General features: G+C 72.3%; 20 protein-coding genes and 3 pseudogenes. 6 read left to right on the top strand and 17 right to left on the bottom strand.

Going from position 1 to position 22,976, the window contains the following annotated elements:
- Position 1 precedes the first annotated feature (1 nt).
- From F9278_RS44405 to F9278_RS44380, 6 genes are all read right to left on the bottom strand, one after another.
- Positions 2-1,132: an aromatic ring-hydroxylating oxygenase subunit alpha gene (locus tag F9278_RS44405; RefSeq protein WP_152173367.1), complete on the bottom strand. Its 1,131-nt coding sequence runs from the start codon at positions 1,130-1,132 to the stop codon at positions 2-4.
- 82 nt (positions 1,133-1,214) lie between these two features.
- Entirely contained in the window at positions 1,215-2,375 is a 1,161-nt protein-coding gene (locus F9278_RS44400) for an NAD(P)/FAD-dependent oxidoreductase (RefSeq protein ID WP_152173366.1), read from the bottom strand.
- Positions 2,372-2,734 carry a bifunctional 3-phenylpropionate/cinnamic acid dioxygenase ferredoxin subunit gene (locus F9278_RS44395; protein WP_152173365.1) on the bottom strand — a complete coding sequence of 121 codons (363 nt, stop codon included), beginning with the start codon at positions 2,732-2,734 and terminating at the stop codon, positions 2,372-2,374. The genes F9278_RS44400 and F9278_RS44395 overlap by 4 nt, the downstream gene beginning before the upstream one ends.
- 197 nt (positions 2,735-2,931) lie before the next feature.
- Complete coding sequence (locus F9278_RS44390) at positions 2,932-3,561, bottom strand: MBL fold metallo-hydrolase (protein WP_152173364.1); 630 nt, start codon at positions 3,559-3,561, stop codon at positions 2,932-2,934.
- Positions 3,561-4,646 carry an S-(hydroxymethyl)mycothiol dehydrogenase gene (locus tag F9278_RS44385; protein WP_152173363.1) on the bottom strand — a complete coding sequence of 362 codons (1,086 nt, stop codon included), beginning with the start codon at positions 4,644-4,646 and terminating at the stop codon, positions 3,561-3,563. The genes F9278_RS44390 and F9278_RS44385 overlap by 1 nt, the downstream gene beginning before the upstream one ends.
- A gap of 138 nt (positions 4,647-4,784) precedes the next feature.
- A complete protein-coding gene (locus tag F9278_RS44380) occupies positions 4,785-7,169 on the bottom strand; it encodes a SpoIIE family protein phosphatase (RefSeq protein ID WP_152173362.1) in 2,385 nt (794 codons plus the stop codon).
- Positions 7,170-7,351: 182 nt separating this feature from the next.
- Between F9278_RS44380 and F9278_RS44375 the strand changes: the two are divergent.
- Positions 7,352-7,741, top strand: a pseudogene (locus tag F9278_RS44375) (TetR/AcrR family transcriptional regulator C-terminal domain-containing protein); the annotation flags it as partial.
- Positions 7,742-7,764: 23 nt separating this feature from the next.
- On the opposite strand, the gene F9278_RS44370 reads toward F9278_RS44375, so the two are convergent.
- The 5 genes and pseudogenes from F9278_RS44370 to F9278_RS44340 all read right to left on the bottom strand — a co-directional run bounded on the left by F9278_RS44370 (position 7,765) and on the right by F9278_RS44340 (position 13,079).
- Positions 7,765-8,571 (bottom strand): aminoglycoside N(3)-acetyltransferase, encoded by an 807-nt coding sequence (locus F9278_RS44370; RefSeq protein ID WP_226967209.1) that lies wholly within the window; start codon positions 8,569-8,571, stop codon positions 7,765-7,767.
- A 250-nt stretch (positions 8,572-8,821) separates the two neighbouring features.
- A pseudogene (locus F9278_RS44360) lies at positions 8,822-9,304 on the bottom strand (MFS transporter); the annotation flags it as partial.
- Between the two features lie 77 nt (positions 9,305-9,381).
- On the bottom strand, positions 9,382-10,311 hold the full coding sequence (locus F9278_RS44355) for an alpha/beta hydrolase (protein WP_152173361.1): 930 nt from the start codon (positions 10,309-10,311) through the stop codon (positions 9,382-9,384).
- 136 nt (positions 10,312-10,447) lie between these two features.
- The gene (locus F9278_RS47895) at positions 10,448-12,199 is read right to left on the bottom strand and encodes an FAD-dependent oxidoreductase (RefSeq protein WP_226967208.1); all 1,752 of its coding nucleotides are present in this window, start codon (positions 12,197-12,199) and stop codon (positions 10,448-10,450) included.
- Positions 12,196-13,079: pseudogene (locus F9278_RS44340) on the bottom strand (FMN-binding glutamate synthase family protein). The gene F9278_RS47895 and the pseudogene F9278_RS44340 overlap by 4 nt, the downstream one beginning before the upstream one ends.
- A 246-nt stretch (positions 13,080-13,325) precedes the next feature.
- Here F9278_RS44340 and F9278_RS44335 point away from each other — a divergent pair.
- Genes F9278_RS44335 through F9278_RS44325 form a run of 3 tightly spaced genes read left to right on the top strand, consistent with a single transcriptional unit; the run spans position 13,326 to position 15,108 of the window.
- Positions 13,326-13,793, top strand: coding sequence for a MarR family winged helix-turn-helix transcriptional regulator (locus F9278_RS44335; RefSeq protein WP_152173360.1), 468 nt, complete (start codon positions 13,326-13,328; stop codon positions 13,791-13,793).
- Positions 13,794-13,807: 14 nt separating this feature from the next.
- Positions 13,808-14,011, top strand: a complete 204-nt coding sequence (locus F9278_RS44330) for an aldehyde dehydrogenase family protein (RefSeq protein WP_226967207.1) — start codon at positions 13,808-13,810, stop codon at positions 14,009-14,011.
- A 53-nt stretch (positions 14,012-14,064) separates the two neighbouring features.
- Positions 14,065-15,108, top strand: coding sequence for an LLM class flavin-dependent oxidoreductase (locus F9278_RS44325; RefSeq protein WP_152173359.1), 1,044 nt, complete (start codon positions 14,065-14,067; stop codon positions 15,106-15,108).
- Here the strand turns inward: F9278_RS44325 and F9278_RS46610 are convergent.
- The 6 genes from F9278_RS46610 to F9278_RS44295 all read right to left on the bottom strand — a co-directional run bounded on the left by F9278_RS46610 (position 15,080) and on the right by F9278_RS44295 (position 20,051).
- Positions 15,080-15,790 carry an ABC transporter gene (locus tag F9278_RS46610; protein ID WP_193241917.1) on the bottom strand — a complete coding sequence of 237 codons (711 nt, stop codon included), beginning with the start codon at positions 15,788-15,790 and terminating at the stop codon, positions 15,080-15,082. The genes F9278_RS44325 and F9278_RS46610 overlap by 29 nt on opposite strands.
- A 23-nt stretch (positions 15,791-15,813) precedes the next feature.
- On the bottom strand, positions 15,814-17,364 hold the full coding sequence (locus F9278_RS44315) for an ABC transporter permease (protein ID WP_152173358.1): 1,551 nt from the start codon (positions 17,362-17,364) through the stop codon (positions 15,814-15,816).
- A complete protein-coding gene (locus tag F9278_RS44310) occupies positions 17,361-18,290 on the bottom strand; it encodes an ABC transporter ATP-binding protein (RefSeq protein WP_226967206.1) in 930 nt (309 codons plus the stop codon). Before F9278_RS44310 ends, F9278_RS44315 begins: the two co-directional genes overlap by 4 nt.
- Entirely contained in the window at positions 18,287-19,141 is an 855-nt protein-coding gene (locus F9278_RS44305) for an anti-sigma factor family protein (protein ID WP_152173357.1), read from the bottom strand. Before F9278_RS44305 ends, F9278_RS44310 begins: the two co-directional genes overlap by 4 nt.
- Entirely contained in the window at positions 19,138-19,647 is a 510-nt protein-coding gene (locus F9278_RS44300) for an RNA polymerase sigma factor (protein WP_152174524.1), read from the bottom strand. The genes F9278_RS44305 and F9278_RS44300 overlap by 4 nt, the downstream gene beginning before the upstream one ends.
- A gap of 74 nt (positions 19,648-19,721) precedes the next feature.
- Positions 19,722-20,051 (bottom strand): hypothetical protein, encoded by a 330-nt coding sequence (locus tag F9278_RS44295; protein ID WP_226967205.1) that lies wholly within the window; start codon positions 20,049-20,051, stop codon positions 19,722-19,724.
- Positions 20,052-20,105: 54 nt separating this feature from the next.
- Between F9278_RS44295 and F9278_RS44290 the strand changes: the two genes are divergently transcribed.
- Together F9278_RS44290 and F9278_RS44285 are read left to right on the top strand one after the other, a co-directional pair.
- Positions 20,106-20,837, top strand: coding sequence for a MerR family transcriptional regulator (locus tag F9278_RS44290; RefSeq protein ID WP_152173356.1), 732 nt, complete (start codon positions 20,106-20,108; stop codon positions 20,835-20,837).
- Between the two features lie 204 nt (positions 20,838-21,041).
- Positions 21,042-22,952: an APC family permease gene (locus F9278_RS44285; RefSeq protein ID WP_404819039.1), complete on the top strand. Its 1,911-nt coding sequence runs from the start codon at positions 21,042-21,044 to the stop codon at positions 22,950-22,952.
- Positions 22,953-22,976: the final 24 nt, after the last annotated feature.

Raw genomic sequence — 22,976 nt, 5'->3', positions numbered from 1 at the left:
GTCACCCCTGGGGGGTGCCCAGGCGCTCGTTCACCCAGTCGTGGAAGGCACCGATGTGGTGCTCGCTGGGCACCAGCACACCGCCCTTGGCGTACATCCGGGAGCTCATGCCGGGCTGGGTGCGTTCGCAGGCGTCGAAGTCCTGCTGGTTGACGCGGTGGAACAGCTCCACGGACCGGCTGACGTCCTTGCCGCTCTCGACGACGTGCGGCAGATAGAGCCAGTCGCACTCGACGATCGTGCGGTCGGCGGCCACCGGGATCATCCGGTGGAAGATCACATGGTCGGGGACGAGGTTGATGAAGACCTGCGGTTTGACGGTGATCGCGTAGTAGCGGCGGTCCTGGTCCTCGGCGACGCCGGGGATGCGGTCCAGCCCCTCGGAGCCGTCGACGGTGAAGCCCTGGACCTCCTCGCCGAACTCGGCGCCGTGCCCCACGTAGTACTGGGCGGCGTAGCCGTCGGCGAACTCCGGGAGCACCTCGGTGAGTTCGGGATGGATCGTGGCGCAGTGGTAGCACTCCATGAAGTTCTCGATGATGAGCTTCCAGTTGGACTTGACGTCGTACACGATTCTTTTGCCGACCGTGAGGTTGTCGATGTCGTAGCGCTCGATGGACTCGACGTCGCCGAGCCGTTCGACGACCGCGCCCATCACGTCCTCCTCGAAGGACGGCGGGTTCTCGGCGAGACAGACCCAGACATAGCCGAGCCACTCGCGGACGGCCACGCTCACCAGGCCGTACTCGGTGCGGCCGACGTCGGGCATCTTGGTGAGGTTGGGGGCCGCGACGAGCTTGCCGTCCAGGCCGTACGTCCAGGCGTGGTAGGGGCATTGGAAGGCCCGTTTGACCTCGCCGGTCTCCTCCGTGCAGAGCCTGGCGCCGCGGTGCCGGCAGACGTTGAAGTAGGCGCGGACCGAGTGGTCCCGGGCGCGGGTGACGAGGATGGACTCGCGGCCCACGTCGACGGTGCGGAAGGCGCCGGGCTTCGCCAGTTCGGAGGCGCGCGCGACGCAGAACCACATCGTCTCGAAGATGTGCTCCTGCTCCTGGGCGAAGATCGCGGGATCGGTGTAGGCGGAGCCGGGGAGGGTGGCGATCAGGCTGTCCGGCAGGCTGGTCGAGGTCACTGGTGCACTCCTCGGGGAACGTCGTGGATCGGGCGGTCACGCGCCGGGAAGAGCGACTCCGGACGGTGTGGTGGAAGGAAGGTCAGCTCGCCGCGGCGAGCTGCTTGCGCCAACGGGTGAACAGCCGGGGCTGGTTCATCCCGAGCACGGCGACCGGCTGTCCGGCCCGCCGGTAGACCGCGAGGACGTTGCGGTCGTCGGGTGCGCCTTCCTCGACGGTCACGCTGTCGGCGCCGGCCGCGTGTCCGGCGAACTGGATCTTCACGCCGTACTGGTCCGACCAGAAGTACGGCGGCCGGGGCACACCCGGCTCCACCGCGCCTCCGGCCAGCAGGGTCGCGACGGCCGCGGCCGGGCGTTCCTGTGCGCCGGTCCAGTGCTCGACGCGGCGGTGCCGGCCGGCGCGCGGGTCGTACCAGTTGGCGCAGTCGCCGACCGCGACCACGCCGGACAGGCTGGTGCGGCCGTCCGCGCCGCACTTCACGCCGTCGTCGAGGGTGATGCCGGAGCCCTCCAGCCACTCGACGCACGGGCGGGCGCCCACCCCGACGACGACGAGGTCGGCGGGGATGCTGCGGCCGTCCTCCAGCAGGACGGCCTCGACCTTGCGCTCACCGCTGAGGCCCTTGACGCCGACGCCGCACAGCAGTCGTACGCCGTGGTCGAGATGGAGGGCGGAGACGATGCCTCCCATTTCCCGGCCGAGCGGGGCGGCGAGCGGGGTCGGGGCCGCTTCGACGACCGTCACGTCCAGCCCGAGGGCGTACGCGGTGGAGGCCACCTCGGCGCCGACGAAGCCGCCGCCGATGACCACCAGCCGTCCGCCCCGGGCCAGTTCGTCCCGCAGGGCGCGGGCGTCGTCCAGGGTGCGCAGGACATGGACGCCGGTCAGACCGTCGGAGCCGGGCAGCCGTCGTGCGGCGGCGCCGGTCGCGATGACGAAGCCGTCGGCACGGATCTCCCGGCCGTCGGCGAGCCGGACCGCGCGGGCCGTGGCGTCAAGACCGGTGGCGCGGGCGCCGAGCAGCCACTGCGCGCCCAGGTCCTCGCCGTCCGTCTCCAGGGCGAGGTCCGCCTCGCCGAGGCCGCCGGCCAGGAACTCCTTGGACAGCGGCGGCCGGTCGTACGGGCGGTGGGTCTCGTCGCCGATGAGGACGAGGCGTCCGTCGTACCCCTGCTTGCGCAAGGAACGCGCCGCCGACAGTCCGGCCAGCGACGCGCCCACGACGGCCACGGTCCTCACGCGGGACCCCCGGCCAGCCGCGCGGCGACACAGGGCGGCAGGTTGGGGGCGTCCGTGGACACCCGGACATGGATCATGCCGTCCTCGATCAGGACCTCATGGGTCCGCACGGGGAGCTTGGCCGGCGGGGAGTCGACGGCACCGGTCCTCAGGTCGAACTTCGAAGCATGCAGCGGGCATTCCACCTCGCAGCCCTCCAGCCAGCCGTCGGCGAGCGAGGCGTCCTGGTGGGTGCAGGTGTCGTCGATGGCGAACACCTCGCCGTCATCGGTGTGGAACACCGAGACCGGAGGATCGATGTCGAGCCGGAAGGCCTCGCCTCGCGGAAGATCCGCGAGACGGCACGCGGGAATCATCATGACACCTCGGGTGCGTATAGCGAAACGGATTGCGGTAAGCGCAACAACAGTCTGGGGGTCGCCCAGAATCCTTGTCAAGGCGTCAAAGCGCCCGCTTCGGACGGCTCGGGAGGCCGCTTTCCGGGCACCCCGAAACGCCCGTACGACCTGCGGAAACAGGGGGTACGGGCGCCGTGCGGGGGTCGCTTCGGGGGCGGTCAGAAACCGCGGTCGATCCACTCCTGGAGGTGCGGGGCCTCGGCGGCGACGGTGGTCGTGTCCCCGTGTCCGGTGTGGACGACGGTGTCGCCCGGCAGCGTCAGCAGCCGGTCGCGGATGGAGTCGACGATCGTCGGGAAGTGGCTGTACGACCTGCCTGTCGCCCCCGGCCCGCCCGCGAACAGGATGTCGCCGCTGAACAGCGCCGTCAGCTCCGGCGCGTGGAGGCAGACCGCCCCGGGGGCGTGGCCGGGGGTGTGCAGCACGGTGAGGTCGACGCCCGCCACGGTGAGGATCTGGCCGTCGGTGAGTTCACCGTCGGGCGACCGGTCGGGGTGGGTCTGCTTCCACAGCGGCAGATCGTCGGTGTGCGGCAGGATCGGTGCCCCGGTGCGCGCGGCGAGTTCGGGGGCGGCGTCGATGTGGTCGTTGTGGGCGTGGGTGCACACGATGGCCCGCAGGGTGCGTCCGCCGAGGGCCTCGGCGATCGCTCCGGCGTCGTGCGCGGCGTCGATGACGACGGCCTCGCTGTCGTCCCCGACGATCCACACGTTGTTGTCGACGTCCCAGGTGCCGCCGTCCAGGGAGAACGTGCCCGAGGTGACGAGGTGTTCGATGCGCGCGGCCATCAGAGGACCACCACCGAACGCAGGACGTCGCCCCGGTGCATCCGCTCGAACGCCTTCTCCACGTCGTCCAGCGCGATGGTCTCCGTGACGAAGGCGTCCAGGTCCAGGCGGCCCTGGAGGTAGAGGTCGATCAGCATGGGGAAGTCGCGGGAGGGCAGGCAGTCGCCGTACCAGGAGGACTTGAGGGAGCCGCCGCGGCCGAAGACGTCCAGGAGGGGGAGTTCGAGCTTCATCTCCGGGGTGGGCACGCCGACGAGGACGACCGTGCCGGCCAGGTCGCGGGCGTAGAACGCCTGCTTGTACGTCTCCGGGCGGCCCACCGCCTCGATGACGACGTCGGCGCCGAAGCCGCCGGTCAGTTCGCGGATCGCCTCGACCGCGTCGGTGTCGCGGGAGTTGACCGTGTGGGTCGCGCCCAGCTTCCTGGCGGTCTCCAGCTTGGCGTCGTCGATGTCGACGGCGATGATCCTCGCGGCGCCCGCGAGGTTCGATCCGACGACCGCCGCGGCGCCCACACCGCCGCAGCCGATCACCGCGACGCTGTCGCCGCGGCCGACGTTGCCGGTGTTGATGGCGGCGCCGATGCCGGCCATCACCCCGCACCCCAGCAGGCCCGCGGCGGCGGCCGACGCCGCCCGGTCGACCTTGGTGCACTGTCCGGCGGCGACGAGCGTCTTCTCCGCGAACGCGCCGATGCCCAGCGCGGGTGACAGCTCGGTGCCGTCCAGCAGCGTCATCCGCTGCTTGGCGTTGTGGGTGCTGAAGCAGTACCACGGACGTCCGCGCAGACAGGCCCGGCACTGACCGCAGACCGCGCGCCAGTTGAGGATCACGAAGTCACCGGGGGCGACATCGGTGACGCCCTCCCCCACCGACTCCACGACACCCGCCGCCTCATGGCCCAGCAGGAACGGGAACTCGTCGTTGATCCCGCCCTCCCGGTAGTGCAGATCGGTGTGGCAGACCCCGCAGGCCTCGATCTTCACCAGCGCCTCCCCCGGACCGGGGTCGGGCACGATGATCGTTTCCAGGCTGACAGGGGCGCCCTTGCCCCGCGCGACGACAGCACGGACCTGGTGCGTCATGGCCACTCCTCGGCTGGTACGAGACCTGAGTCTGAAGTTGCTTATGGCGGTACGCGGCGCACGTACCGCAACACAGCATCGTGGAGGGCCGACCGGCGGTCAAGAAGTTCCACGGCCCTGGCCGGGCTCCTCGTCGGGCTACCCGCCGGGGAGGGCCTGCTCCGCCCAGATGGTCTTGCCCGTGCGGGTGTGGCGGCTGCCCCAGCGCTGGGTGAGCTGGGCGACCAGCAGCAGACCGCGCCCGCCCTCGTCGAAGGCGCGCGCCCGGCGCATGTGCGGAGCGGTGGCGCTGGAGTCCGAGACCTCGCAGATGAGGGTGGTCTCGCGGATCAGCCGCAGCTGGATCGGGGAGCCGCCGTAGCGGATGGCGTTGGTGACCAGTTCGCTCACGATGAGTTCGGTGACGAAGGAGACCTCCTCCAGGCGCCAGGCGGTCAGCTGGTCGGAGGCCAGCTTGCGGGCGTGGCCGACGAACGCGGGGTCGGCGGGCACCTCCCAGGTGGCGACCCGGTCGGCGTCCAGCGCCCGGGTCCGGGCCAGCAGCAGGGCCACGTCGTCGACGGGCCGGTCCGCCAGCAGGGCCCCCATGACCCCGTCGCAGGTCTCCTCCAAAGGGCGGCCCGTACCGCACAGCGCCTGGCGCAGCCGGGCGAGTCCGTCGTCCAGATCACGGTCCGGGGCAAGGACCAGGCCGTCGGTGTAGAAGGCGAACACACTGCCCTCGGGGACGTCGAACTCGGCGGTCTCGAAGGGCAGCCCGCCCACGCCCAGCGGTGGCCCGATCGGCAGGTCGAGGAAGGCGGCCCGGCCGTCCGGGGCGATCAGGGCCGGTGGCGGATGACCGGCCCGCGCCATGGAGCAGCGGCGCGAGACGGGGTCGTACACGGCGTACAGGCAGGTCGCGCCGATCTCCCCCGGGCTCTCCGCGTCCGTGTCCTCGGCCTCGTCGGCGGTCCGCTCGGAGTCCAGGCGCAGGACGATGTCGTCGAGCTGGGTGAGCAGCTCGTCCGGGGCGAGGTCCACGTCGGCCAGGGTGCGGACGGCCGTGCGGAGCCGGCCCATGGTGGCGGAGGCCTGGACGCCGTGGCCGACGACATCGCCCACGACAAGGCCCACCCGGGCCCCGGAGAGGGGGATGACGTCGAACCAGTCGCCGCCGATCCCGGCGCGGGTGCTGGCCGGCTGATAGCGGGAGGCGACCTCGACGGCGGCCTGCCGGGGGGCGCGGTGCGGCAGGAGACTGCGTTGCAGTTCCAGGGCGATGGCGCGTTCGCGGGTGTAGCGGCGGGCGTTGTCGACGCAGACGGCGGCGCGGGCGGCGAGTTCCTCGGCCAGCAGCAGATCGTCCTCGCCGAAGGGCTCGGCCGTGCGGTGCCGGGAGAGGATCGACAGACCGAGGGTGATGCCCCGGGCGCGCAGCGGCACGGCCATCATCGAGTGGATGCCGTGCACCTCGATGCTGCGGGCCCGTTCCTGGGAGCCCGCCGCCCACAGCTGCGCGGTGACGTCGTCGACCTCGTACAGCAGGGCCCGGCCGGTGGTCAGGGCGCGGCCCGGCGGCGAGCCGTCGACATAGGTGTGTCTGCTGCCGACCGGGATCACGGCCTCGGGGCAGCCCTCCAGCACGGACCGCTGGGCGGTGCGGCGGAAGACGAGCGGGTCGGTGCCGGGCGAGGGCGTGGCCTCCTCACCGGCCAGTACGGAGTCCAGGAGGTCGACGATGACGAAGTCGGCGAGATGGTCGGTGCACACCTCGGCGAGTTCCTCGGCGGTGCGGGTGGTGTCCAGGGTGGAGCCGATGCGGTTGCCGGACTCGTTGAGCATGCTCAGCCGGCGGCGGGCGAGGAACTGCTCCGTGCTGTCGATCGCGGCCAGGCACATGCCGCGCACCTCGCCGCCGGCGTCCTTCAGCGGGCTGAGCGACACCAGCCACGCGTGCTCACGGGCCTCGCCCGGTGCGCGCAGCCATGCCTCGTACGGCATCGGCTCGCCCGTGCGCAGTACCCGCTGAACGGCGTCGTCGAGGCCCTCGAAGCCGGGGAGCCGGCGCCGGCCGTCGACCGAGACCCCCACCCGTCGGCCCAGCAGGTCCCGCTGGGACCTGCCCATCACACCTTCCATCGCGGAGTTCACGGACACCGCGAGTCCGTCCTCGTCGAAGAGGGCGATCGGGACGGGGAGCTGGTCCAGGGCCCAGCGGCGCAGCCGTGCGGCGGGCTCCGGGACGGTGGCGGTCAGGAACCACTGCGCCTCCCCCGCCGCGTCCAGCAGCGGATGGGCCTCCAGCTCCAGTTCCACGTCGTGGCCGTCGCGGTGCCGGGCGCGGACGGGGCCGCGCCAGTCGGCCGGCCGGGCGAGACGGGCGCGGGCCGAGGCGGGCAGGGCGTCGGCCAGCAGGTCGGCCGCGCGGCGGCCGATCACCTCACCGTGCCCGTACCCGAGCACCCTGCGGGCACCGGTGCTCCACGCGGTGACCAGCCCCCTGGCGTCGACCGCGGCCGAGGCGACCCCGTGCTCGCCCATCGTTCCTTCTCTCCGTACGACCGGAGCCGTCGTCCATGGGCCCACGGATCGACGGCAGTCACTGCTCGACGGGTTCATTGTGCTCCGGGCGGGCCGCACCTCGCGCGCGACCGCCCGGATCCGATGAGTCCCGCCAGGGCCTGTCCGACAATTCGCGTCGCCGCCCGTAGGGCGGCCCCGCCGCGCTCGGGCGCCACCCATGGGCCATCGGCCTCATGGACTCCCGTTCCCGGCCGGGCCCGGCGACCCTGCGCCACCATGGCGCCGTCATCGGGGCCCTGCGCGCCGGAGGTTTCTCCGTGCCGATGACCGCGCACGCCGTCTCACTGATCGACAGCTATCCGTACGGCTTCGTGCTCCAGGAGCAGAGCCTGCCGTTCTCGGGCCCGGCGGAGGTGGGTGAGGTCACGGACGCGATTCTGGACGCGATGCCCGCCGACGCGTACCCGCGTCTGACCGAACTGGCCGTCGAGCACGTCCTCAAGCCCGGGTACGACCACTCCGACGAGTTCACGTACGGCCTCGACCTGATCCTCGACGCCCTGCGCCCGGACGGGGCGGCGGACACCTGACCTGTTCGTCCGCGGCGGCGACCCTAGCGGGGGCGGCCGGCGGGGCGATGCTCCGGAAACCACTCCCGCGCGTAGTCGACGGCTTCCACGAGGTCGACGAGCCGGGAGGCCGCCGCGCCCACCATGCCGGTGCGCACCGCCTTCCCGCCCCTGTCCTTCTCGAAGTCGGCGCCCAGCGCCGCGAAGTCACTGTCGTCCAGGGCGACGTCCTCGTACGCCCACCACTGGCGTACGCCGTCCCTGCGGACCACGCAGTTGTAGGTCCGGCGCGGCGGATCGTCGACCCGGTATTCGCCGAGGTGGAACGCGGTGCACCTGTCGAACCCGACGCCCAGCAGCAGAATCTGGGCGCCCATGTCGTACAGACGGGCCAGGGGCGAGTGCTCGCCCAGATGGCAGTCGGGGTGGTGGTCGTCGATCACCGTCGAGGCGTCGGGGCCCAGAGCGGCGAACGAGGTCTGAGGGTGGGCGCTGCGCCGGGACTCCGGTCGCAGCCGGGCGGTCTCGGCCAGTATCCCCATGCCCGTCGAGGGTGTCTCCGCCGAGTCGAACGGCGGCATGGCGGCCCGGAAGGCCTCCCGCGCCTCCGCGCTCAGCCCCCGCACACGCTCCAAGTAGAGGGTGGACGTATCCGAGTTGCCCGCGGTGAACGTGGGCACCACGAGCGTCCCCCCGGGTTCAAGCACTCGGCGCAGCGCACGCAACACCGCGTCCGCCCCACCGTCGATTCCCCCGAGACTCCTCATCGAGGCATGCACCATGAGCACACCACCGGACTTGACTCCCAGTTCGACGAGCCGACGGGCGAGTCGGGATTCGGTGAGTCTCACATCGCAGGAGGATAGACGTGCCACGAAACCGGAAACCGCTCACTGGACATATGGGCGCGGATGTGGGATCGGATGGGGGATCGATCGGGCGGGTCGAGCGGGCGGGATGCGAGTCGGTGGTGGATGCGTGGGTGTGGGGGCGTTCTCGGGGGCGTGCTCGGGGACTGTTCGTGGGGTTGTGCACGCTGGATGTGATTCAACTCGTGGACCGTGCGCCGGGGGGCAATGAGAAGGTGACCGCTCGGGAGCAGATGGTGGCGATCAGCAGACCGGCGACGGCCGGGCCGATCACCCGGGCGACATTGAAGTAGGCGGCGCTCAGGGCGGACGCGTTGGGCAGCAGGTCGGTGCCGACCAGTTCGCCGACGAACGACATCCGGGTGGGGACCTCGACGGCGTTGACGGTGCCCAGGCAGAGGGCGAACAGGAACACATGCCACAGCCGTACCGCCCCGCCGAGGTCCAGGACGGCGAGTCCGAGCGCGCAGGCTCCGGAGACGAGGTTGCACACCATCAGCGACCGGCGTTTGTCGTACCGGTCGGCGATCCGGCCGCCGTGCAGGGTGAGCAGCAGCAGCGGAGCGAACTGCGCGGCGGTGACCGCCCCCAACGCCGTACCGGAGTCTCCGGTGAGATCGAGGACCAGCCAGTCCTGGGCGACGACCATCATCCACGTCCCGGACACCGAGAGGACCTGTCCGAAGGCGAAGAGCCGGAAGTTGCGGACGGCCAGTGAGCGGAAGACGGTCCCGAGTACGACGGGTACGAGCCTGAGCGCACCGGGGAGGGTCCGGGGCCCGCCGGGCACGGTCAGGAGACCGCCGCCGACGGCCGGGGGCGGGCGGCGCGGGGCGTGAGGGTGGTCTCGTGGGCGGTCAGGCAGTCCTCCAGGAACGCGAGGGCGCGCAGATGGTAGGAGCGGGCGGCCCAGCCGAGGCTGATGTTGTGCCCGGCCGCCGGCTGACGGTCCACGCTCACTCGCGGGGCGGCCGTGAAGTGCGCGGCCAGATCGGTGAGGGCCTCCTCGTCGTGGCGCCACCAGGCCTCGTGTTCGGCGAACGTCAACCGTACGGGTACCCGGACGCGGGGTGCGGTGGTGCGGAAGAGCTGCGGCCAGCGGGCCAGTTCGGCCCGTTCCAGGGCGGGCACGGGCTCGACGATCGTGCCGCTCTCCCGGAAGGTGCCCGAGGGATACAGCCGCAGCGGCCCCCAGCTGCGGCGCAGTCGGCCGCCGTCGTGGGGGTCGGTGGGCAGTTCGTGCGGCTCTACGGCGTACAGATGGCCGCAGCCGGAGATGTCCAGGCCGAGCAGGTTCGGCACCCCGGGGTCGTCGGCGGCGGCGGTGAGGGCGACCTTGCCGCCGTAGGAGTGGGCGAGCAGGAACAGGCCGGCGCCCGTGTCGTGGCGGGCGGTGAAGTCGCGCAGGGCCGCGCGCAGCGACACGGCCTGTTCCGCGAGTTCCTGTCCCTCGGGCAGTCCGGCGGCGGAGTGCCGGTAGCCCGGCCGGTCCACGGCGAGCACGGTGTAGCCGAGGCTCGCTCCCAGTGTCAGCAGGGACTGCTGGGGGTGGGCCCGGCAGTCGAAGTAACCCGCGTTCATGCCGCCGCCGTGCACGGCGACCACGACGGCCCGCGCGGGGCCGCCGGGCGGCTCTCCGAGCAGCGCCGACAGCGGCAGCCCGGCCGCGTCCAGGGTGATCCGGCGTACCTCGCGCGGGCGTGTGTCGGCCGGTCCGGTCATGGGCGCTCTCCTCCGGGTGGGGGCAGCCAAGGGTCTCCCGTCCGGACGGTGACCGCACCCGCGCCGCCACGGGTGGGTGAACGGGTGGGCCGGAGGAGTCGGAGAAGCCGTCGACGGTCCGTGCCGCGCGCCGGGGTCAGTGCCGCGGGCTGTCCCCGAAGGCGGTCACCGTCAGGAAGGGGATCGGGAGTTCGACGAGGCGTTCCGGGCCGGGCGGGGCCTCGCCGTCGAGGTGGGCGTCGCCGGGGTGGAGGGTGTAGCTGGACTTGCCGTGGCCGTAGACCATGACGCCTTCGAGCATGTAGATGATCTCGGTTCCGGCGTGCTGGAAGAGCGGGAAGACCTCGCTCTGTTCGGTCAGGGTGACCAGCAGGGCGTCCATGCGCTTGTGGGCGCCCCGCAACGAGCCGAGCCGGGCGTACTCGTGGCCGACGCGGGTGCCGCGCCGCACGATCAGGGCGCCGTGTCCGGCGGGCACGAAGACGGCCTCGCGTTCGTCGTCCATGCCCCGCGGCAGCGCGGTGACGGGGACGTCGAGACCGCGTGCGAGGCGGGAGAGCGTGGTCAGGCTGCACGCGGTCTGCGCGTTCTCGATCTTCGAGAGCATGGCCTTGGAGATACCGACCCGCTGTGCCATCTCGCCGACCGAGAGCCCGACGGCCTGCCGGTACTCACGGGCCCGGACCGCGATGACGCGCTCCAGCGCCCGGTCGTCGGGCTCCGGGGAGTCCGGGGAGTCGGCTGTCTGTTCGGGGTGCTCGGCCACCGCCGCATCCTGGCCCGGCCGGTCGAGCCGGAACCGGGGGTGGGCCTCGGCACGGCCGGTGGCCAGGTCGGCGGCCAGGTCGGTGGCCAGGTCGGTGGCCATCGCCCCGATGAGCGGGGCGAACCTGGCGCCGTGGCCGGAGCACGGGGAGACGACGACGAAGGGGCCGTGGCGGTCGAGGACGAAGTCCTCGTCGGGGGTGGTGGTGTAGAGGCAGGTCGCCGCGGTGACCGGGTCGGGGTCGAGGCCGGGGAGGCGGTCGCGGACGAAGCCGCTGACCCGGGTGCGCGAGGTCGGGTCGACGACCTTGTCCCGGGTGCGGGCGGTGGTCCGGGTGCCCGCGTCGTGCTCGGCGACCTTCATCGCGGGGAGCGGGCCGCCGTCGCTGCCCGAGGGCAGGCCGTACAGATGCAGTTCCCCGTCCCAGATCAGGGTGGGCCAGCGGACGGACGGGTCGCGCTGCCGGAAGTGGAAGACCTGCTGCCGGGTCACCGTCAACGGCGGCAGGGGAACGGGCAGTTGGAGGTCCGGCAGCCATGCTCCGGCCGCGATCACCACCGTGTCGGCGAGGATCTCGTGGCCGTCGTCCGTGCGCAGGAGCACGTCTCCGCTCCCCCGGATGTCGATGCCGGTGACCCGGGTGCCGACGACCGCCCGCGCCCCGTGCTCGATCGCCCGCCGTACGCAGGCGGCCACGGTCAGGTCGGCGTCGACCGTGCCCGCGTCCGGGTGGCACAGCACCGGGCCGGTGATCCGGAGGTACGGCCAGCGCTCGGAGGCGTCCTCGGGGGCGAGGAGTTCATGGGGCACCCCGGCCGCGGCCAGGAGACCCGCGATCGCCCCCGTGTCCCGGTCCTCGCCCATGTCGAGGCCACCGGTCGTACGCAGCAGGGGAGTTGATCTGTCGTGTTCCAGCTCCCGCCACCGTTCGTACGCCTGCCCGGTCAGTCGTACGTAGAAGGGGTCGGCGTAGGCCCGGCGGAAGATCCGGGAGCTGCCGTGGGAGCTGCCGTGCCGGTGGCCGATGTCGTACGCCTCGATCAGGGTGACCCGGTGGCCGCGCCGGGCGAGCTGCCAGGCGGTGGCCGCGCCCATGAGTCCGGCGCCGACGACCGCGATCACCGGGCGGCTCCCGGGATCCAGTCGGTGCCCGCGAGCGGGACGCGGGCCATCGCGGCGGACTCGATGGTGAGGGCGACCAGGTCCTCGGGCTCCAGATGCAGCAGGTGGGCCTTGCCGCAGGCGCGGGCGCGGGTCTGGGCCTCCATGGTCATCACGCGGAGGTAGTTCGCGAGCCGGTGGCCGGCCTCCGCCGGGTCGAGGCGGGCGGCGAGTGCGGCGTCCTGGGTGGAGATGCCGGCCGGGTCGCGGCCGTCCTGGTAGTCGTCGAAGTAGCCCGCCGCCGAGCCGAGTTCGCGGTACTCGGCGTCGTACTTGGGGTGGTTGTCGCCGAGCGCGATCAGCGCGGCGGTGCCGATGGCGACGGCGTCCGCGCCCGGGGCGAGGGCCTTGGCCATGTCGGCGCCGCCGCGGATGCCGCCGGAGACGATCAGCTGGACCTCGCGGTGGACGCCCAGCTCCTGGAGTGCCCGGACGGCCTGGGGCAGCGCGGCAGGGTGGGGATGCCGACGTGTTCGATGAAGACGTCCTGGGTGGCGGCCGTACCGCCCTGCATGCCGTCGACGACCACGACATCGGCGCCCGCGTGCACGGCGAGCTTGACGTCGTAGTAGGTGCGGGTCGCGCCGACCTTCACATAGACCGGCTTCTCCCAGTCGGTGATCTCACGGAGTTCGAGGATCTTGATGGCGAGGTCGTCGGGGCCGGTCCAGTCGGGGTGGCGGCAGGCGCTGCGCTGGTCGACGCCGACGGGCAGCGTCCGCATCCCGGCGACCCGTTCGGTGACCTTCTGCCCGAGCAGCATCCCTCCGCCGCCGGGTTTGGCGCCCTGGCCGAGGACCACCTCGATGGCGTCGGCGGCCCGCAGGTCGTCGGGGTTCATGCCGTAGCGGGACGGCAGGTACTGGTACACGAGGTGCTTGGAGTGGCCGCGCACATCTCCTCCAACCGCCAAGGAACTGTTTTCGCAGGGCCACGAGGATCAGATACTCGTGGTCTGTCACCGTGGGTAGTCCATGGGCCGCCCCGCTAACTGCCAACAGGGCAACACGGAGATCGATCTTGACCTCAACTTCGCTTGAGGTTCTACGGTGCTTGCACCAGCGATCATTCCTAGGGGGCACCGCACATGACGACCCAGCACACATCCGACGCCGAACTTGCCGCTCAGCCGGCTGCGTACTGGACCGGAGTGGCCTACGAGGCCATCATCTCGTTCACCCGATCTCAGCAGGCCGAACTGGGCTTCACCCAGCCCCAGTTCTGGCTGCTGCGCAACCTGTCGAAGAACGACATCTCACCCGGCGGCCGCGGCATGACCATCCCTGAACTTCAACAGGCCATGAGCTCTTACATCAGGCCTGAAGACGACCTGAAGGCAGAGGCAGAAGTCCTGCTGGAGCGCGGTTGGCTCACCCACGATGCCGGGGGACGACTGTGGATCACCGAGTCGGGCGAGGAGGCTCGTGTCGGTCTCAAGCAGCACGCCCCGGCCATCCGGGCCCGCATCCATCAGGGCATCGATGACGCCGACTACGTCACCACACTGAAAGTGCTCCAGCAGATGATCCGAAACACGGGCGGCACCCTAACCTAGCCGCCCCCCCCCGGATGGCGGCGCGTCTGGACGCAGGGACGGTATGGGTCAACACCTACCGGGCCATGTCGCCGATGTCACCGCGCCAGGGCTTCAAGACCAGCGGGGTCGGGGTGGAACACGGCACGGAGACGATTCTGGAGTACACGCGGCTCAAGAGCGTCTGGATCAACATGGGCGAGGAGCCGGTGGCGGACCCGTTCACGATGCGGAGCTGAGCCGGAATGCCACTGATCACCACGACGGAAGTGACGGCAGCGGAGGAGCGGTCATGAGGTTTTCGTTGTTCGTGCACATGGAGCGCTGGGACGAGGAGGTCAGTCACCGGCAGCTCTTCGAGAACCTCTCCGAGCTGACGCTGATGGCCGAGGCCGGCGGGTTCGGCACGGTGTGGATCGGCGAGCACCACTCGATGGAGTACACGATCTCCCCGAGCCCGATGCCCCTGCTCGCCCACCTCGCCGCGAAGACCTCGACGATCCGGCTGGGCGCCGGGACCGTCATCGCCCCGTTCTGGCACCCGATCCGGGTCGCCGGCGAGTGCGCGCTGCTCGACGTCATCAGCGACGGCCGGATGGAGGTCGGACTCGCCCGGGGCGCCTACCAGTTCGAGTTCGACCGGCTGGCGGGCGGCCTCCCGGCGGCGGACGGCGGCAAGCACCTGCGCGAACTCGTCCCGGCCGTACGGGCGTTGTGGCAGGGCGACTACGCCCACGACGGCGAGATCTGGCAGTTCCCGACCTCGACCAGCGTCCCCAAGCCGGTGCAGCGGCCCACCCCGCCCATGTGGATCGCCGCGCGCGACCCCGCCTCGCACGACTTCGCGGTGGAGCAGGGCTGCAACGTCATGGTCACCCCGCTGATGAAGGGCGACGAGGAAGTCGTCGCCCTCAAGGGGAAGTTCGACACCGCCGTGGCCAACCACCCCGAGGTGCCGCGCCCCGAGCTGATGGTGCTGCGGCACACGCACGTCCACTCCCCCGACGACCCGGAAGGCTGGCGCCCGGCCGCCGAGGCCGTCAACCGCTTCTACCGCACCTTCGACGCCTGGTTCGGCAACAAGACCACCCCGGTCAACGGCTTCCTGCCGCCCAGCCCCGAGTCGAAGTTCGAGGGCCGCCCGGAGTTCGAGCCGGAGTCCCTGCACCGGACCGCCATGATCGGCACCCCGGCCGAGGTCGTCCGGCGACTGCGCTCCTACCAGGAACTCGGCGTCGACGAGTACAGCTTCTGGATCGACAACGGCCTGCCGCACGAGGAGAAGCGCAGGTCGCTGGAGCTGTTCATCAAGGAAGTCGTGCCGGCCTTCCAGTGAGAGCGCTCCGGCGGGCCGCGCGCCCGCCCCCGAGGCGGCGGCGTGACTCCGGGGCGCACAGGAGCCAGCCGGTGAGGGCCGCCGTGAGGCAGCCGGCCCACAGGACATGGGCGTCGGCCCAGCGCGGGTCGCCCGGCGGGACGAACAGGGCGAGATGGGACGGGAGGAAGACACCGGCCGCGACCGGCAGGACCAGTACGGCGCCCGCCACGGCCGGCCCCGGCGTCCGGGTCGCGCCGAACCGGACCGCCGCGGCGGCCAGGGCGAGCGCCGACGCGGTGAGCGCGCCGGCCTCGACCGTCACCGCTCCCGGCGGGAGCGCGGCCCACTGCCCGGGGTCGGCGCCCGCCCGTACGACGGCCAGCACCAGCGCCCACCAGGCCGCGCACACCGGCAGGACGACGGCCACCCGCAGGGCCTGCCGCAGCGGACGCGGCACGGGAGGGACACCGGTGGTGTGCCGGGCGGGGTCGTCCAGGACGAACGCCGTCCCGACCGCCCCGCACAGCGCGGCCACCCGCAGCAGGTTGACGAGCACCTCCGCCGGGAGGTCCAGGGAGAACAGCAGCGGTACGGCGGCGATGAGCAGCCCCAGGGCCCATCCGGCGGCGAACAGGGTCCAGGGCAGCGACCGCGCCGTGGGCCGCACCAGGGCCGCCGCCACCGGGAGCCGCCGTCCCACACGCGCTGGTACTCCCGGTCGTCTCACGCGCACAGGTACTCCCGGTCGTCGGCGGTCTCGGCCGGAGCGGTGACACCCAGCAGGGCCGCCGCGCGGTCGGTGGTCGTCCCGGAGGCGGAGAGGTCCGCCCAGGAGGCCTTCACCCTGCGCTCCACCTCCTCCTGGGGCTGGGCCAACACCCGCTGGAGCACGGTGAGTTCACGGCTGCGCAGGGCGATCGCGGTCGCCGGGGCCTGGATCACCCCGGGGCTGTTGAAGCCCTCGCCGGTCTTCTGGAACATGGCCTCGCCGTCCCGGGTCGCGCGGACCGCCAGCCAGACCATCAGGACACCGCGCGCGTCGCAGTACGCGCCGTCGTAGCGCTCGTGCCCCACGACCAGGCCCCGGGCCACACTCGCGGCGAACTCCAGTTCGCGTTCGCCGCCCCACGCCGTGGTCGCCGTCAGTTCACCGGGCGCGGCGGGCGCGATCTCCGTGGTGCCGGACGGTCCGTCGAGCGCGGCGACCCCCTGCCGTACGGTCACCGCCCGTGTCGTCGCCGTGCCGCCGGCCAGCGACCGCACCCGGTCCGTGACCGTGGCCCACTGGTCGATCCAGGGCGTGAACTCGGGGAAGGCGCAGTATGTCGTCGCCCCGTGCCGCTCGCACTCCTGTGTCCTCGCCGGGTCACGGGTCGCCACCTCGCGTGCCTCGCGCACCGCGTCGGTCGGCGCCGTGCCCTGGAGGACCACGGTGGTCACGACCACGCCGAGCGCCCCCAGCGCGACGGCGCGTACGGCCCGGGTCCGGCCGCCGCTCAGCAGGACCGCGCCCGCCCCCGCCAGCACCGCGAGCGCCAGCAGATACAGCGCGTGCCAGGCCGCGGGCCGCCCCAGCAGCTCGGACGGCAGCGGGCGGGTGCCCTCGTCGAACAGCACGGGGGCCGTCCCGCGCAGCCAGGCCGGGCTGCTGGAGTCGGCGACGAAGACCATGGCGAGCGCGAGGAGGGCGACCACGGCCAGCGGTGCCGCGAACGCCGACCGGACGACCCGGCCGAGCAGCACCCCCACGGCGGCGGGCAGCAGGATGAGCAGCGGCCCGGTGGCCAGTTCGGAGACCGAACCGTGGCCCACCGCCCCGGGCTTCAGGGCCGTCGCGGTGAACTGCCCGGCCACGATCAGGGCGCCCACCAGCACGGTCGGCAGCACCGACAGCAGATGCGCCACCGTGCGCCCCCACCGCGGCAGGACCAGCACCCCGAAGGACACCTCCGTGCCCCGCCGGTGCGAACGCAGCACCGCCAGGTTCGCGGCGACCAGCACCGCGAGCCCCAGCAGCAGTTGTCCCATCTGGGTCTCCCGGTCGACGTCCTGGAGGACCGGATAGGCGTCCTCGGTCTCGCCACCGGGCCAGAGCACGAGTGCCAGGTACACCGTCAGGGTGAGCAGTACGAGGGGGTGCAGCAGCAGGCGCCGCGCCTCCACCCGGGCCAGCGCGAGCACCGCCCGCCGGCCGCCCCGGACCGGCACCGGTCCGGGCCTCGGGTCGGGCTTCGGCCGGGGCGCGGAGACCTGGGTCCCGATCGGCGCCGTCATGCCGTCGCCTCCGTCACCGGGTCGCCGCCGAGGGCGAGGAGATAGCCGTCCTCCAGCGTCGGTTCGACCAGCCGGGCGCCCGGGGGCGGGTCGCCGACGTTGCGGAACTCGCCCGTCCCCGTGCGCCATCCGGCCCTGGCGCCCGGCTGCCGCTCCCCGCTGTGCCACACCCGGCCGTCCGCCACCGCCGTCAGCTCGGCGGCCGTACCGTCGAACCGCACCCGGCCCTTGTCCATCACCACCACCCGGTGACAGAGCATCGCCACGTCCTCGGTCTGGTGGGTGGACAGCAGCACCGTCCGGCCCTCGCCGGCGTCCGCGATCAACTCCCGGAACCGCATGCGCTGTTCGGGGTCGAGGCCGACCGTGGGCTCGTCCAGGACCAGGAAGCCCGGGTCGCCGACCAGGGCCGCCGCGAGCGCGACGCGCTGGCGCATTCCGCCGGAGAGCCGCCGTATCCGTTTGCCGCGGACGTCCGCCAGCCCGACCGCGTCCAGGACCCGGCGGGCCTCGGCGTGCCGGGCCCGGCGGTCCGTCAGCTCCTTGAGGATCGCCACGTAGTCGATGAACTCGAAGGCGGTGAAGTCCGGGTGGAATCCGGGGTTCTGCGGCAGATAGCCCAGGGCCCGCCGTACGTCCTGCCGTCCCCGGACCGTGCTCGGGTCGTGTCCGAGGACGGTGAAGGCGCCGTTGTCCGGCGGGGTCGCCGTGGCCAGGATCCGCAGCAGTGTCGTCTTGCCCGCACCGTTCGGCCCGAGCAGTCCGGTGACGCCCTCGGTCAGCCGGAACGTCACCTCGTCCACGGCTCTGGCGCCGCGATAGCTCAGGGCCAGCCCGGCGGCGGAGACCGTGGGGCGCGCCGGGGCCGGGGGCGGTGTCGCGCCCGTGGGGTCGGTGGACTGGGCCGGGGCCGGGGGTCGGGTCATGACAGCCTCCTGGCTGCGAAGTGGAGGGGGCGGAGGGAGGGGCCGAGCTGACGGCCGCTGTCGAAGCGGTCCCGGGCGGCGATCAGCAGCGCGGTCGCCACCGTCGCGATCGCCGCCGCCGCGCCCTGTCCCTCGGCGGTGAAGGGGAGCGGTGTGCCGGACGCCAGCAGTCGGCTGAGCACCACCAGGGCGGTCCAGCCGGCACCGACCAGCGCGGGCGCGAGGACCGGGCCCAGCCGGGCCGTCAGCGCGAGGCCCGTCGCTGTCAGCGCGAGCGCCGGCAGCAGCCAGCCGAGCGCCGCCAGGCCGAACGACGGCAGCGCCAGGCTCGCCAGTCCGCTCAGCACGGTCGTCGTCGACAGCACGGCGACGGTCCGCACCATCAGCAACCGGAAGGTGTGCATCGGCGCGACCACGGCCATCTCGTGCGTCGGGTCGAGCCCCGGCCCGAAGGACACCGCCACCCCCGCCAGCGGCAGCAGCGGCGCGGTGGCCAGGAGCATCAGCGGCGACGCGACCAGCCCCACGCCGACCGCGAGCAGCAGGGTGAGCGCCACGGCGCCGAGCCAGGAGCGGCGCAGTACCGGAGTCGCCGCGAGCAGCCGCGCGGTGTGGTCGGCGACCCCTACCCGGATCAGCAGCGACTCGGCGAACCCAGGCCTCGGGGCGTCCAGTTCGGCGTCCAGCCGGGCCCAGCCCGCGTCGGTGTCGGCGGGCGGGACATGGGCCGCGAGCGCGGCCCGGCAGTCGGCGCAGGCGGCGAGGTGGGTCTCGACGGACCACAGCCGCGGGGCCGTGAGCGCTCCGTCGGCGTACTCCCGCAGGTCCCCGTCATCGGCGTGCCAGCTCATGTCAGGCCTTCCCGCAGTTGCTTCCGGGCGCGCATGGCCCGGGTCTTGACCGTGCCCGGTGGGATGCCGAGCAGGACCGCCGCCTCCCGTGTGGTCAGGCCGTCGATGACCGTGGCCTGCAGCACCGCCCGCAGCTCCGGCGAGAGCCCGGCCAGTGACCCCGCGAGGTCGCCGTGCCGCACCCGGGCCAGGACCTGTTCCTCGGCGGACGCCTCTTCGCGCTGGCGCAGCCGGGCGAGCGCCTGCCGCAGCCGGCCCCGGGCGCCGTCGCCGCGCAGCGCGTCCACCAGGCGGCGCGAGCCGATCCGCCACAACCAGCCCGCCACATCGCCTTCGCGCCGGTAGCGGGCGGCTCCCCGCCATACGTCGAGAAACGTCTCCTGGACGATGTCGTCGACCAGCACCGGATCGGCGCAGCGTCCGCGCAGCCGCAGCACGAGCCATGGCGCGTACCGCCGGTACAGCTCTTCGAAGGCCCGGCGGTCCCCGTCCGCGACGGCGCGCATCAGCTCGGCGTCGCCCGGACTCCCCCGTTTCAATTCGCTCACACCCCTTCATCGGACGAGCCCCCCTCAGCGGTTCACGGTGCCTTCAGCAGCCGCTCCAACTCGTTGCCGGCCTCCTCGTACCCGGCGTCACGGATCCGTTGCAGCTCGCGCAGATCACCCCTCGCGACGGCGCGCCGGGTGAGCAGCGACCCGGCGTGCAGGGAGCCCTCGTCCAGCAGTTCGCTCAGTTCCCCGACGTCGTCGGCGGCGTCGGCGAGGTCGGCCAGCCGGTCCAGGGCGGTCTCGTTGCCCTCGTCGGCCAGCTCGCGCAGGGTCTCCCGGTCGAACTTCCCATGGCCGTGCGTGCTGTCGTGCTTGCTCTCGTGCTTGTGGTCGTGATCGCGCTCGTTCTCGTTCGTCATGGCGCCATGCTGCAACCCCGCCCCAGGGGCGGGGTCAAGTGGCACGATGACCGGGTGATCACCATCGGGCAACTGGCCGGATATGTCGGGGTGTCCGTCAAGACCGTCCGCGTCTACCACGACAAGGGGTTGCTCCCGGAGCCCGAGCGCGACGCGTCTGGGTACCGGCGGTACGGCGCGAGCGACGTCATCGACCTGATCAAGATCCGGACGCTCGCCGAGGCAGGTGTCCCCCTGTCCCGCATCCGCGACCTGCGCACGGCGACCGACGAGGAGTTCCGGCGGGCGCTGCGCGAGATCGACGACGACCTGACCGCCCGTATCCGCGGTCTGCGGGAGACGCGGGGCCGGTTGCGCCGACTGGCCGCCGGGCAGCCGGTCCCGCTGCCGGACGGGGTCGGCGCCCATCTGGAGCGCCTGGCCGACTGGGGGTTCACGCCCCGGTGGGTGGACCTGCAGCGCGACCTGTGGATCCTCGTCTTCGCCACCCACCCCGACCACGCGGCCGGCCTGTTCGCCGACCAGGCCGAGATCCTCACCGACCCGGCGCTGCGGGGACTCTTCCTCGCCTACGACCGGGCGTACGACCTCGACGCCGACGATCCCCGCCTCACGGACCTGGCCCGCCGGATCGTCGAGGCGACCCGGGAGCGCTACGGCCCCGACGGACTGCCCGAACTGGGGTCGGCCTCCGAGATCCCGGCCCTCGTCCAGGGCACGGTCAACGCCTCGTCCCCGGCGTGGCGGCGGCTCGACACGCTGGTCCGCGCGGCACTGGACGGGTGACCTCGACGGACCCCACCGCGTCCCGCCGCAGACCTTGACGCGGTCTTGACGCCCCCCGGCCCCCTTTCCCATGGCCCAGGCCTCACTCCCTGCTTACGCTGATGCGGCGGTCCCTCGATGGCCGGAACTGTTCGTAGCACCGCACGTCTGGAGCGTTCATTGGCCACCACCGAGGGCATCCGCAGCGGCCGTCTGCGGGCGTGGATGCTGGAAGGCCTGTCCGACATGGGCAAGGGCGGCGGCCACACCGGACCGCATGCCGAGCCACAGCCCGCGCACAAGGGTCAGCCCTGGTGGCGGGTGATGTGCCTGACTGGCGTCGACTACTTCTCCACCCTCGGCTACCAGCCCGGCATCGCCGCGCTCGCGGCCGGTCTCCTCTCCCCCGTGGCGACCGTCGTCCTGGTGATCGTCACCCTCGCGGGAGCGCTCCCGGTCTACCGCCGGGTGGCCGAGGAGAGCCCCCGGGGCGAGGGCTCGATCGCGATGCTGGAACGGCTGCTGACGTTCTGGAAGGGCAAGCTGTTCGTCCTCACCCTGCTGGGCTTCGCGGCGACCGACTTCCTGATCACGATCACCCTGTCGGCCGCGGACGCCTCGACCCATCTGATCGAGAACCCGCATCTGACGGACGCCCTGCACGACAAGCAGCTCCTGATCACGCTCATCCTCATCGCCCTGCTGGGCGCGGTGTTCCTCAAGGGCTTCCTGGAGGCCATCGGCGTGGCCGTGGCGCTGGTGGCGGTCTATCTGGCGCTGAACGTGGTGGTCGTGGTGGCCGGCCTGTGGCATGTGATCACCGAGGGGCATGTCGTCACCGACTGGTCGACCGCGCTGACCGCCGAGCACGGCAATGTCTTCGTCATGATCGGTGTGGCCCTGATCGTCTTCCCCAAGCTCGCGCTCGGCCTCTCCGGCTTCGAGACGGGCGTGGCCGTCATGCCGCATGTGAAGGGCGACCCCGGCGACACGGAGGCCGACCCCAAGGGCCGTATCCGGGACACGAAGAAGCTGCTGACGGCAGCCGCCGTGATCATGAGCGTCTTCCTGATCTGCACCAGCTTCATCACCACCCTGCTGATCCCGGAGAAGGAGTTCGAGCCGGGCGGCGACGCCAACGGCCGGGCGCTCGCCCATCTCGCCCACGACTATCTGGGCAGCGCCTTCGGCACCGTCTACGACGTCTCCACGATCGCCATCCTCTGGTTCGCGGGCGCCTCCGCCATGGCCGGACTGCTCAACCTGATGCCCCGCTACCTCCCCCGGTACGGCATGGCACCGCACTGGGCCCGCGCGGTGCGCCCCATGGTCATCGTCTTCACCCTGGTCGGTTTCCTCGTCACCTGGATCTTCGACGCGGACGTGGACGCGCAGGGCGGCGCCTACGCGACGGGCGTCCTGGTGCTGATCAGTTCGGCGGCGATCGCGGTGACGATCGCCGCCCGCAAGGCCGGCCAGCGCAACTGGACCATCGCCTTCGGTGTCATCTCGGCGGTCTTCCTCTACACCACCGTCCTGAACGTCATCGAACGCCCCGACGGTGTGAAGATCGGTGCCTGTTTCATCGCCGGCATCATCCTCGTCTCCCTCCTCTCCCGTCTGGCCCGCGCCTTCGAACTGCGCGTCACGAGCGTCCGGTTGGACACGACGGCGGAGCGCTTCGTCCGGGACATCGCGCACCGCAAGATCCGCTTCATCGCCAACGAGCCCGACAACCGCGACCTCGCGGAGTACCGCGAGAAGATCGAACAGATCCGCCACGACAACGACGTGCCCGGCGCCGAGGACTTCGTCTTCGTGGAGGTCACGGTGACGGACCCCTCGGAGTTCGAGGCGGGCCTGACCGTGCGGGGCGAGGTGATGCACGGCCGCTACCGGGTGCTGACGCTGGAGTCCTCCTCGATCCCCAACGCGCTGGCCGCCCTGCTGCTGCATGTCCGGGACTCCACCGGGGCGATACCGCACATCTACTTCGAGTGGACCGAGGGCGGCCCGTTCGCCAACTTCCTCCGCTTCTTCCTCTTCGGCCAGGGCGAGGTCGCCCCGGTCACCCGGGAGGTCCTGCGCGAGGCGGAGCGGAACCGGGCCCGGCGCCCCCGGGTCCACGTGGGCTGACCGGCCGGGCCGCACCCACCGGGG

It is taken from the genome of Streptomyces phaeolivaceus (genome assembly GCF_009184865.1).
Lineage (GTDB): Bacteria > Actinomycetota > Actinomycetes > Streptomycetales > Streptomycetaceae > Streptomyces > Streptomyces phaeolivaceus.
Note: the sequence above shows the minus strand (reverse complement) of the source record. Positions and strands in the feature narration are given on the sequence as shown.

Excerpts from the sequence above, each read along its gene's own strand:
- F9278_RS44285 (WP_404819039.1), top strand. The coding sequence starts at position 21,042 with ATGCTGGAAGGCCTGTCCGACATGGGCAAGGGCGGCGGCCACACCGGA.
- F9278_RS44295 (WP_226967205.1), bottom strand. The coding sequence starts at position 20,051 with ATGACGAACGAGAACGAGCGCGATCACGACCACAAGCACGAGAGCAAG.
- F9278_RS44385 (WP_152173363.1), bottom strand. The coding sequence starts at position 4,646 with ATGACGCACCAGGTCCGTGCTGTCGTCGCGCGGGGCAAGGGCGCCCCT.
- F9278_RS44395 (WP_152173365.1), bottom strand. The coding sequence starts at position 2,734 with ATGATGATTCCCGCGTGCCGTCTCGCGGATCTTCCGCGAGGCGAGGCC.
- F9278_RS44355 (WP_152173361.1), bottom strand. The coding sequence starts at position 10,311 with ATGACCGGACCGGCCGACACACGCCCGCGCGAGGTACGCCGGATCACC.
- F9278_RS44335 (WP_152173360.1), top strand. The coding sequence starts at position 13,326 with ATGACGACCCAGCACACATCCGACGCCGAACTTGCCGCTCAGCCGGCT.
- F9278_RS44315 (WP_152173358.1), bottom strand. The coding sequence starts at position 17,364 with ATGACGGCGCCGATCGGGACCCAGGTCTCCGCGCCCCGGCCGAAGCCC.
- F9278_RS44330 (WP_226967207.1), top strand. The coding sequence starts at position 13,808 with ATGGCGGCGCGTCTGGACGCAGGGACGGTATGGGTCAACACCTACCGG.
- F9278_RS44305 (WP_152173357.1), bottom strand. The coding sequence starts at position 19,141 with ATGAGCTGGCACGCCGATGACGGGGACCTGCGGGAGTACGCCGACGGA.
- F9278_RS44325 (WP_152173359.1), top strand. The coding sequence starts at position 14,065 with ATGAGGTTTTCGTTGTTCGTGCACATGGAGCGCTGGGACGAGGAGGTC.
- F9278_RS44380 (WP_152173362.1), bottom strand. The coding sequence starts at position 7,169 with ATGGGCGAGCACGGGGTCGCCTCGGCCGCGGTCGACGCCAGGGGGCTG.
- F9278_RS44390 (WP_152173364.1), bottom strand. The coding sequence starts at position 3,561 with ATGGCCGCGCGCATCGAACACCTCGTCACCTCGGGCACGTTCTCCCTG.
- F9278_RS44310 (WP_226967206.1), bottom strand. The coding sequence starts at position 18,290 with ATGACCCGACCCCCGGCCCCGGCCCAGTCCACCGACCCCACGGGCGCG.
- F9278_RS44300 (WP_152174524.1), bottom strand. The coding sequence starts at position 19,647 with ATGCGCGCCGTCGCGGACGGGGACCGCCGGGCCTTCGAAGAGCTGTAC.